10 protein-coding genes are annotated in these 9,989 nt (G+C 47.6%); 7 read left to right on the top strand and 3 right to left on the bottom strand.

Features of this window, described 5'->3' with window-relative positions:
- Positions 1-58: 58 nt before the first annotated feature.
- Together mobB and mobA are read right to left on the bottom strand one after the other, a co-directional pair.
- The gene (gene mobB / locus OI69_RS18625) at positions 59-580 is read right to left on the bottom strand and encodes a molybdopterin-guanine dinucleotide biosynthesis protein MobB (protein ID WP_039354135.1); all 522 of its coding nucleotides are present in this window, start codon (positions 578-580) and stop codon (positions 59-61) included.
- Positions 570-1,148, bottom strand: a complete 579-nt coding sequence (gene mobA, locus OI69_RS18620) for a molybdenum cofactor guanylyltransferase MobA (protein ID WP_039354132.1) — start codon at positions 1,146-1,148, stop codon at positions 570-572. Before mobA ends, mobB begins: the two co-directional genes overlap by 11 nt.
- A 212-nt stretch (positions 1,149-1,360) precedes the next feature.
- On the opposite strand from mobA, the gene OI69_RS18615 reads away from it, so the two are divergent.
- The 5 genes from OI69_RS18615 to OI69_RS20455 all read left to right on the top strand — a co-directional run bounded on the left by OI69_RS18615 (position 1,361) and on the right by OI69_RS20455 (position 6,712).
- Entirely contained in the window at positions 1,361-1,630 is a 270-nt protein-coding gene (locus OI69_RS18615) for a YihD family protein (protein ID WP_039354129.1), read from the top strand.
- A gap of 69 nt (positions 1,631-1,699) precedes the next feature.
- Positions 1,700-2,686 carry a serine/threonine protein kinase gene (locus OI69_RS18610; protein ID WP_039354126.1) on the top strand — a complete coding sequence of 329 codons (987 nt, stop codon included), beginning with the start codon at positions 1,700-1,702 and terminating at the stop codon, positions 2,684-2,686.
- Between the two features lie 24 nt (positions 2,687-2,710).
- A complete protein-coding gene (dsbA, locus tag OI69_RS18605) occupies positions 2,711-3,334 on the top strand; it encodes a thiol:disulfide interchange protein DsbA (RefSeq protein WP_039354122.1) in 624 nt (207 codons plus the stop codon).
- A gap of 378 nt (positions 3,335-3,712) precedes the next feature.
- Positions 3,713-6,502 carry a DNA polymerase I gene (gene polA, locus OI69_RS18600; RefSeq protein WP_039354119.1) on the top strand — a complete coding sequence of 930 codons (2,790 nt, stop codon included), beginning with the start codon at positions 3,713-3,715 and terminating at the stop codon, positions 6,500-6,502.
- Positions 6,503-6,664: 162 nt separating this feature from the next.
- Positions 6,665-6,712 (top strand): spot 42 RNA, inhibition of DNA synthesis, encoded by a 48-nt coding sequence (locus OI69_RS20455; RefSeq protein ID WP_071892919.1) that lies wholly within the window; start codon positions 6,665-6,667, stop codon positions 6,710-6,712.
- A 202-nt stretch (positions 6,713-6,914) separates the two neighbouring features.
- Here OI69_RS20455 and yihA read toward each other — a convergent pair whose 3' ends face one another.
- A complete protein-coding gene (yihA, locus tag OI69_RS18595; RefSeq protein ID WP_072034330.1) occupies positions 6,915-7,550 on the bottom strand; it encodes a ribosome biogenesis GTP-binding protein YihA/YsxC in 636 nt (211 codons plus the stop codon).
- 203 nt (positions 7,551-7,753) lie between these two features.
- Between yihA and yihI the strand changes: the two genes are divergently transcribed.
- Both yihI and hemN read left to right on the top strand, forming a co-directional pair.
- Positions 7,754-8,308, top strand: a complete 555-nt coding sequence (yihI, locus tag OI69_RS18590; RefSeq protein WP_039354113.1) for a Der GTPase-activating protein YihI — start codon at positions 7,754-7,756, stop codon at positions 8,306-8,308.
- 241 nt (positions 8,309-8,549) lie between these two features.
- Positions 8,550-9,923, top strand: coding sequence for an oxygen-independent coproporphyrinogen III oxidase (hemN, locus tag OI69_RS18585; RefSeq protein ID WP_039354111.1), 1,374 nt, complete (start codon positions 8,550-8,552; stop codon positions 9,921-9,923).
- Positions 9,924-9,989 lie beyond the last annotated feature (66 nt).

Genomic DNA, 9,989 nt, shown 5'->3' with positions numbered 1-9,989 from the left:
CGAAAGACAGGGGCTTTTTGCTGTGTGTGGCGTTGGAAAAGCGGTAAACGGCGGTCTGCTAATCACTGTGTTTGTGAAGCCATTGGCGAATAAACGTGGCTACCTGCTCAGGCTGATTAATATCAAGTACGGGAAGTTGGGTGTTTATCTCTGAGTCTGCTGCAATTGCGATAACATATTCATCGATCAGATCGCTTAATTCTCTGCCCAACGATTGGCGGAATAAGGCTATTTTAGCGATTTTCTCGTGTTTAAAACCCTCAACCAACACGAGGTCGAGGGAGGATGCATCCATTTTCCCTAGCAAATTGTAAATATCAGGTTCTTCCTGTTCAGGTGTCTCTGTCATCAATGCCCACCTTTGGCTGCTGGCGACAATGGTTTGTGCCGCGCCCGCTTTACGCAACTCATAGCTATCTTTTCCCGGTGTATCAACATCCATTTTATGATGCGTATGTTTAATTAATCCGACTCTAACACCATGATTAATCAGCAAAGGGATAACATGTTTGAGTAATGTCGTTTTACCTGTACCACTGTAGGCGGCAATAGCGAGTAGGGGCAGACGATTAACGCACATTGTGTGAAGCCTCCCAATTGGATAAATCATCAGGTGAGTTCAGATTGTGAAAGGCTTCTGCTTGGTCGCTAAATGAAACCGTTTTTGCTCCAATCTGTTCCATAAAGAGCATCAACTTACGGTTTCCAAGGTGCAGATAAATCTCCAGTGGCTCGATAAGGTTTTTATTGATTAAAACTAATGTGGGATGTGGACGTTCTCCGTCTGTGGCATAGACCGCATTTGCTTCCCCACATGCATGCCATAAGCGCTGTACCAGATCGAGGGGAAGAGAAGGGACATCGCAAGGGACGAATACCACCCACTTGGACATAGCGGCATGTAATCCACTTAGAATGCCTGCCAGAGGGCCTGGAAAGTTTGTGTCAAGATCACTAATGATTCTACATCCACTTTGTGCATATACATCCTGATTGCGGTTAGCGCTGATGATGACTTCATCGACCTGTGTTCTCAGCCGAGATAAGACATGCAGATATAGCGGTACACGGTTTAGTGCTATTAGACCTTTATCGTGTCCACCCATACGCGTTGCACGTCCACCTGCGAGAATAACGCCTGTAATCATTTCATTTCCCAATTATCTATGCCCGCTTTTTCTGAACCGAAAGCTGATGAGGGGTAAGCCCTGCGTTATTCTCTGAAAACTTTCGCAGAAGACCAAGTTCTTTCCTCATGTGCGCAAGACTGTTACTTTTATCACTATATGCTCAATATCATTCAAACGACTTTTCATATGTTGAAATTTATTGAGTACAAATCGTTTTTAAGGAGAAAAAAATGAAATGTCATCGTGTTAACGAGCTGATTGAACTATTGCACCCAGCCTGGCAAAAAGAGCCGGATTTGAATCTGGTGCAATTTTTACAAAACCTTGCACAGGAGGCAGGGTTCCAGGGGCAGTTAAATGAACTGACTGATGATATCCTTATTTACCATCTAAAAATGCGCGATGCAGAGAAAGAACAAGTTATTCCCGGTTTGAAGAAAGACTATGAAGAAGATTTTAAGACCGCCTTGCTGCGTGCTCGAGGAGTCATTAAAGACTAGTGGAAAGGTTCATGATGCTAACGATTGTGCGCGTATATCTTAGTTCGCTTCTGACCCATTGTGGCTGCGATGAATAGTTCGGTATTTAATTTCCAGACGCTATTTCCTGACTTGATCATGGATGCGTTGCTGGATGTTGGCTTGCGTGTTGATTCCGGCTTGACGGCATTAAATAGCTATGAAAATCGGGTTTATCAGTTTGCGGATGAAAATCGTAAACGATTTGTCGTGAAATTTTATCGCCCGGAACGGTGGAGTGCGGCTCAGATTCACGAAGAGCATATTTTTGCCCAACAATTGGCTGACGATGAAGTTCCGATTGTCGCGCCCATTTTGCTGAATGGGCAGACTTTGAATGTTTATGAAGGATTTCATTTCGCTGTATTCCCCAGTGTAGGTGGCCGGCAGTATGAAATGGACAATGAAGATCAGCTTGAGTGGGTTGGGCGTTTTCTTGGTCGGATTCACCAGACGGGGCAGAAATCGTTATTTACCGAGCGGTCGACGATTGGGATAAACGAGTATTTGCACGAACCTTATCTGCTGTTGGAGACGTGTTCTCTAATACCGAAAACACATCGACATGATTTTTTACAGGCAACCCGTCAACTGATTGATACAGTTGAAACTTATTGGCATAGCGATTGGCAACCATTGCGTTTGCATGGGGATTGTCATCCAGGAAATATTTTGTGGCGTGATGGCCCGCTGTTTGTTGATTTGGATGATGCCCGCAATGGCCCGGCAATTCAGGATTTATGGATGCTGCTGCATGGTGACCGTCGTGAACAACGTATTCAACTGGATATCTTGTTAGAAGCCTATAGTGAATTTGCAGATTTTCAGGAAAAAGAGCTGTCATTAATTGAACCTCTTAGAGCGATGCGACAGGTTTATTATCTGGCTTGGGTTGCTCGTCGTTGGGAAGATCCTGCTTTTCCGAAAAGTTTTCCCTGGATGACGGATGCAGATTTCTGGTTGAAGCAAACGGCAATATTTATTGGGCAAACTCAGCTGTTGCAGGAACCTCCTCTACAGCTAATGCCAATGTACTGAAATTAAATGGAGAGAGTGGAATTTATGAAAAAGTTATGGCTTGCGCTGATCGGCGTTGTTCTGGCATTTAGTGCGTCTGCCGCAGAGTTTTCTGAGGGTAAGCAATATGTAGAATTAGATAAACCGGCGACACAGGAACCTCAGGTTCTTGAATTTTTCTCCTTCTATTGCCCGCATTGTTATCAATTTGAACAGGTTTACCACGTTCCTGATGCAGTAAAAAAAGCGCTGCCAGAGGGAACGAAGATGACACGTTATCATGTGAACTTTCTGGGAGCATTGGGTACAAACCTGACGCAAGCTTGGGCTGTGGCTATGGCGCTGGGCGTAGAAGATAAAATTACTCCGCTGATGTTTGATGCTGTTCAAAAAACACAGACCGTACAAAAGCCGGAAGATATTCGCGCAGTCTTTGTAAAGGCTGGTGTGAGTGCGGAAGAGTTTGATGGTGCACTGAATAGCTTCGTTGTGAAATCTCTGGTTGCTCAGCAGGAAAAAGCGGCCGCAGATTTACAATTACGCGGCGTTCCGGCGATGTTCGTTAACGGTAAATATATGATCAAGAGTGATGGTCTTGATACCAGTTCAATGGATGGCTATGTAAAACAGTACGCTGACGTAGTGAAGTTCCTCGTTACTAAAAAATAATCACTTAATCAGTCATGTGGGTAAAACCACATGACTTTATACCTTCTTGCCGTGCATCTTCTTATCTTTTATATCTTATCGACTTCCAATCCCTATTTATCTTTTTGTTTATATCCACAAATTGAATGACGGTTTCTCATACAGTAAAATCAATCATTTATATTATAACTGCATGAAATTAAAGTGGATAAAATTAATTGATGAAATGAAAGAGGAAAACAATAATTAGCTTAATAAAAATATGCACAAAGTTATCCACAGGGAGATCTTGCGAGGATCCATGCAAAATTAGCCAATATCTTGCGTTAAGGATCGTCTCTTACCCTGACCTATGGCATGCTTAGTGCCATGACAGACTCACAACGATCACGGCAGGTTATGGCTCAGATTGCAGAAAACCCTTTAATACTGGTAGACGGTTCATCCTATTTGTATCGTGCTTATCACGCTTTTCCACCGCTAACAAACAGTGCGGGAGAAGCCACCGGTGCAATGTATGGCGTACTGAATATGCTACGCAGTTTGTTGCAGCAATATCAGCCCAGCCATGTTGCCGTTGTTTTTGATGCGAAAGGGAAAACGTTCCGCGACGAGCTGTTCGAAAACTATAAGGCTCACCGCCCGCCGATGCCGGAGGATCTGCGTGAACAGATAGAACCTCTGCATAATATGGTGAAAGCGATGGGGCTACCGCTTTTGGCGGTTTCCGGTGTTGAAGCAGACGATGTGATCGGCACGCTCGCGGTGCAGGCGGAAAAAGCGGGTAGATCGGTGCTGATTAGCACCGGCGATAAAGATATGGCGCAGTTGGTGACACCAAATGTGACGCTCATTAATACCATGAATAACACCATTCTTGGTCCACAGGAAGTGTGTGATAAATATGGTATTCCTCCTGATCTGATTATCGATTTTCTCGCGCTGATGGGGGATTCATCGGACAATATTCCCGGCGTACCAGGCGTAGGAGAAAAAACGGCGCAGGCGTTACTGCAAGGGCTAGGCGGGCTGGATTCGTTATACGCCAATCTTGATAAAATTGCGGCGCTTTCTTTCCGTGGCGCAAAAACCATGGCACCGAAGCTGGAACAACATAAAGAAGTGGCCTACCTCTCTTATCAGCTTGCCACCATTAAAACGGATGTTGAGCTGGAGCTTAGCAGCGATCAGCTTACTGTTAATGAGCTGGATGTGGATGAACTGCATCGTCTCTTTTCCCGTTATGAATTTAAACGCTGGTTATCAGATGTTGAATCAGGCACCTGGATGCAGGGTAAAAAAAGTAGCCAGCCTGCGCCCACGGTGAGTAAGGCGGTGGTTGAACAGGTTGCCGAAGAGGATCACGCCCCCACGCTTTCTACTGATGGCTATGTCACGATCCTTGATGAAGAAACACTGCTCGATTGGGTTGAACGTTTAAAACTGGCTAAGGTTTTCGCTTTTGATACGGAAACTGACGGGCTGGATACGCTCACCGCCAACCTGATTGGTTTATCATTTGCGATTAAGCCAGGTGAGGCGGCCTATTTGCCGTTGGCGCATGATTATCTCGATGCACCGGAACAGTTGGATCGCGCCAAGGTATTGGCGTTGTTCAAACCGCTGCTGGAAGACGAGAAGCGGCTCAAGATTGGTCAGAATCTCAAATTTGATAAAGGCGTGATGCAGCGGTACGACATCGATTTACGCGGCATCGCGTTTGATACCATGCTGGAATCTTACGTGCTCGACAGCGTGGCGGGCCGTCATGATATGGATAGTCTGGCAGAACGCTATCTGAACCACAAAACCATTACCTTTGAAGAGATCGCGGGTAAAGGAAAAAATCAGCTAACGTTTAACCAGATCGCACTGGAGCAAGCGGGGCCTTATGCGGCGGAGGATGCGGATGTCACGCTGCATCTGCACCAGAAGCTGTGGGGGAAACTTCAGCCGCATGCCGATCTGTGTCAGGTTTTCCAGACCATCGATATGCCGCTGGTGCCGGTATTATCCCGCATCGAGCGCACCGGCGTGCTAATCGATCCCGCAATTTTGGCAGAACATTCAAAAGAGCTGACGACCCGACTGGCTGAGCTGGAAACACAAGCCTACGAATTGGCGGGTGAAGAGTTCAATCTCTCATCAACCAAGCAACTTCAGGGCATTCTGTATGAAAAGCAGAAACTGCCGATTCTGAAGAAAACGCCAAAAGGTGCACCATCAACCAATGAGGAAGTGTTGGCAGAATTAGCGCTAGACTACCCTCTGCCGAAGCTGATTCTGGAATACCGTGGGTTGGCCAAACTGAAATCGACATACACCGATAAGCTACCGATGATGATCAATCCGGCGACGAAGCGGGTGCACACGTCCTATCATCAGGCGGTGACGGCGACCGGGCGCTTGTCTTCCAGCGATCCGAACCTGCAAAACATCCCGGTGCGTAATGACGAAGGACGCCGTATTCGTCAGGCCTTTATTGCGCCTAAGGGTTACAGCATTGTGGCGGCAGACTACTCGCAAATCGAGCTGCGTATTATGGCGCACCTGTCGGGCGATAAAGGATTGCTGAACGCGTTTGCGAACGGGGTGGATATCCATCGGGCAACGGCGTCAGAAGTGTTTGGTATCACGCTGGATAAGGTGACATCAGAACAGCGTCGTAGTGCGAAAGCGATAAACTTCGGTTTAATCTACGGCATGAGTGCGTTTGGCCTCTCGCGCCAGTTGAATATTCCTCGTAGCGAATCGCAGAAATACATGAATCTGTATTTTGAGCGTTACCCAGGCGTGCAGGATTACATGGAGCGCACGCGCCAGCAGGCCGCAGAGCATGGGTATGTGTCGACACTAGATGGTCGTCGCCTCTATCTGCCTGACATCCATTCGCGTAATGCGATGGCGCGTAAAGGCGCGGAGCGTGCGGCAATTAACGCCCCAATGCAGGGTACGGCTGCCGATATCATTAAGAAAGCGATGATCGCGATTGATGACTGGATACAGAAAGAAACGCCGCAGGTGAAGATGATCATGCAGGTTCACGATGAATTGGTTTTCGAGATTCATGATTCGGTTATTGAGGAATCCATCAATAAAATCAAAGTATTAATGGAAGGTTGTATGCAATTGAACGTCCCGTTGCAGGTAGACATCGGGACGGGCATGAACTGGGATGAAGCACATTGATGGCTAATTATTGTGCTATTTCTGTAATTAAATAACAATATTATGTGACCTGGTTTAACTTTGTGTAATCGATAACCATTTTCTATGAAAGTAAACAACAAAAAATCCTTTGTTCCTGTGAAAAAATAGGGTAGAGTTAAAGACGTAGGGTACAGAGGTAAGATGTTCTATCTTTCAGACCTTTTACTTCACGTAATCGGATTTGGCTGAATATTAGCCGCCCCGCTCAGTTTTGAGCGGGGCGTTTTTTATGGGGCTTATCCAAGCTTTTTACCCTCAAAATGCCAGTAACCGCGTGGCAGACACAACGTGTCAGCAGTATTTCGGGAGTGAAAAGAAAATCTTTGGTGGGCGAGCGTCGCGGAAAATAAGGGGCGTGGTGCGAGCAGATGTTCCGCACCACATGAAAGGGTTATTCAGCGTCTTGTTCTTCTTGTGCGTGTTCTAACGTGCTGAACCAGTTATCCAATTTCTGCCGGAGTTTATCGACGCCAAGTTTCTTCAGTGAAGAAAATGCCTCGACCTGAATATCACCCATAAATGGCAACACGGCTTCGCGAACCCTATTCAACTGTTCCTTACGGGCACCAGAAGCCAGCTTGTCGGCTTTGGTCAGCAGCACTAAGACTGGAAGCTCGACATCGACGGCCCATTGAATCATTTGCTGATCGAGATCTTTCAGCGGATGGCGGATATCCATCAGCACAACCAGACCTTTCAGGCTGTTACGCTTTTGCAGGTATTCACCGAGCGCACGTTGCCATTTAATCTTCATTTGCTCCGGCACTTCGGCATAGCCATAGCCGGGCAGGTCGACCAAACGCACGCCGTCTGCCACCTGGAACAGGTTAATCAACTGGGTACGCCCCGGTGTTTTACTGGTTCGAGCCAGGTTTTTCTGGTTGGTTAGCGTGTTCAGCGCGCTGGATTTTCCGGCGTTAGAGCGCCCAGCAAAAGCCACTTCAATACCGCTATCGGTTGCCAGGTGGCGAATATCCGGGGCGCTAATGATAAAACGCGTCATGTGGTAGTTATATTGCTGAGTCACGATGTTTATCTCTATCTGGATCTCTGTCTGGTTGGGGATTATACCTGTAACTGACAATAAAGGCGGCTTTATCTGTCTCGAAATGCAGCAGACTGATACGAAAAGAAAAGCTCAGTCGTCTGATGTGGGCGCTTTTTTATTCTCTGGCTTTCTGCTAGATTCCGCCGCACTTCCCTTATATCTGTGTACCTGAGAACAATATTATGAATCGACCTGTCCAAGGGGCTGCCAATACGGCAGGAAAGCCCAAAGTAAAAAGAAAGACCCGTGAAGAGCTGGAGCGTGAGGCGCGTGAGCGGAAGAAAGATAAAAAGCATCGTGGCCACGCGGCGGGCAGCCGGACTCAGGAAAAATCGTCCACCGATCCGCGTTCCGGGCAGCGTAAAGTCGCCGATCCGCGTATCGGCAGCAAAAAGCCTGTACAGCTTGGCGTAGCGGATAGCGCTATCGCTAAACCGAATGCTAAGCCGAAGCCTTCTGCGCCTGTGGAGAAAATCGTTGCTGCTAAGCCAACGCTGTCACCAGAAGAAGAGCTGGAGATGTTAGAGAACGATGCGCGTTTGGATGCCTTGTTGGATCGTCTGGATAGTGGCGAAACGCTGAGCGCCAAAGATCAATCATGGGTTGATGAAACGCTGGATCGTATCGACATCCTGATGGAAGAGCTTGGCATTGAGCTAGGTGATGATGAAGAAGAAGAGCCTCAGGAAGATATGTTGCAGCTCTTAAAACGTAATAACCCGAAAGACGCGTTCTAATCAATGAAATGGCTGTTTCTGTTTCTGATATTGCTGGTAGCGTTTTATCTGCTCTGTCTGTTCAGTAAACTGTGGCTCTTGTCGAAGCGTAAGCACCGATTGCATCGCGCCTTGTTTAACGGGCGAGTCTCAAGGATGAGACGAGTAACAAAACGCCGGGAGCGTTTTTGAGCGCCATTTTGGTGATCGAAAGGAGGGGAAGGATAACCCACCGAGTAAAAACTGGAAGGAGTGAGCGAGTATGTCGATACCGTCCGTTGATTGGGATCTGGCCCTGATTCAAAAATATAACTATTCCGGGCCGCGCTATACGTCTTATCCCACAGCGTTAGAATTCAGTGAAGCTTACAATGAGCCTGCGTTTCAGCAGGCTATCGCCCGTTATCCGCAGCGACCGCTGTCGCTGTATATCCACATCCCATTTTGCCATCGGCTATGCTATTTCTGCGGCTGTAATAAGCTGGTTACGCGTCAGCAGCATAAAGCGGATGAATACCTGGATGTGCTGGAGCAGGAAATTCGCCAGCGCGCGCCGTTATTCGCTGGACGAACGGTGACGCAACTGCATTGGGGCGGTGGTACGCCAACCTACCTGAATAAAGCACAGATCAGCCGGTTGATGTCGCTGTTGCGCGAGGCATTCTCTTTTTCCGCCCAGGCTGAACTGTCGCTGGAAGTCGATCCGCGAGAGATTGAACTGGATGTGCTCGATCACCTGCGTGCCGAGGGCTTTAATCGCCTCAGCATGGGGGTGCAGGATTTTAATAAAGACGTTCAGAAGCTGGTTAATCGTGAGCAGGATGAAGACGTTATCTTTGCTCTTATTGAGCGGGCAAAGGCGCTGGGCTTCACCTCAACTAATATTGATTTGATTTACGGCCTGCCGAAACAAACGCCGGAAAGTTTTGCCTTTACGCTACAGCGCGTTGCCGAATTAAGCCCGCACCGGCTTAGCGTCTTTAACTATGCGCATTTACCCAGCTTGTTTGCGGCGCAGCGTAAGATTAAAGAAGCGGATTTACCGAGCGCGGAGCAGAAGCTGGATATTCTGCAACAGACGATCGAGACGCTGACGCAATCGGGTTATCAGTTTATCGGCATGGATCACTTTGCTCGCCCGGACGACGAATTAGCGGTAGCGCAGCGAGAAGGGAAGCTGCATCGCAATTTCCAGGGCTATACGACGCAGGGCGATAGCGATCTGCTGGGTATGGGGGTTTCGGCGATTAGTATGATCGGTGATAGTTATGCCCAGAACCAGAAAGAGCTGAAGCAGTATTATGCGCAGGTTAAAGACACAGGAAATGCGCTATGGCGCGGGCTACAATTGACGCGTGACGACTGCCTTCGCCGCGATGTGATTAAGACGCTGATTTGTAATTTCCAGCTTAGCTATGCGCCCATTGAAGCGGAATATGCTATCGATTTTAAAACCTACTTTGAGCAGGATTTAGCACTGCTGGCTCCGCTGGTGGCCGATGGGCTGGTTGATAGTCAGGAAGATGGGCTGGTGGTAACGCCGAAAGGACGTTTGCTGATCCGCAATATCTGTATGTGCTTTGATGTCTATCTACGGAACAAGCTCAGAACACAGCAATTTTCCCGCGTGATTTAACCAAAAAAACAGCCAGTCAATGTTAAACATCGACTGGCTGTTCTCGTGTTTTATGGCTTTAGCCAG

The sequence above is a fragment of the Pectobacterium fontis genome (assembly GCF_000803215.1).
Classification (GTDB): domain Bacteria; phylum Pseudomonadota; class Gammaproteobacteria; order Enterobacterales; family Enterobacteriaceae; genus Pectobacterium; species Pectobacterium fontis.
Note: the sequence above shows the minus strand (reverse complement) of the source record. Positions and strands in the feature narration are given on the sequence as shown.

Bases quoted from the DNA above. Each gene is read 5' to 3' on its own strand.
- dsbA (WP_039354122.1), top strand. From the start codon at position 2,711: ATGAAAAAGTTATGGCTTGCGCTGATCGGCGTTGTTCTGGCATTTAGT.
- polA (WP_039354119.1), top strand. From the start codon at position 3,713: ATGGCTCAGATTGCAGAAAACCCTTTAATACTGGTAGACGGTTCATCC.
- hemN (WP_039354111.1), top strand. From the start codon at position 8,550: ATGTCGATACCGTCCGTTGATTGGGATCTGGCCCTGATTCAAAAATAT.
- OI69_RS18610 (WP_039354126.1), top strand. From the start codon at position 1,700: ATGAATAGTTCGGTATTTAATTTCCAGACGCTATTTCCTGACTTGATC.
- mobB (WP_039354135.1), bottom strand. From the start codon at position 580: ATGTGCGTTAATCGTCTGCCCCTACTCGCTATTGCCGCCTACAGTGGT.
- OI69_RS18615 (WP_039354129.1), top strand. From the start codon at position 1,361: ATGAAATGTCATCGTGTTAACGAGCTGATTGAACTATTGCACCCAGCC.
- mobA (WP_039354132.1), bottom strand. From the start codon at position 1,148: ATGATTACAGGCGTTATTCTCGCAGGTGGACGTGCAACGCGTATGGGT.
- yihI (WP_039354113.1), top strand. From the start codon at position 7,754: ATGAATCGACCTGTCCAAGGGGCTGCCAATACGGCAGGAAAGCCCAAA.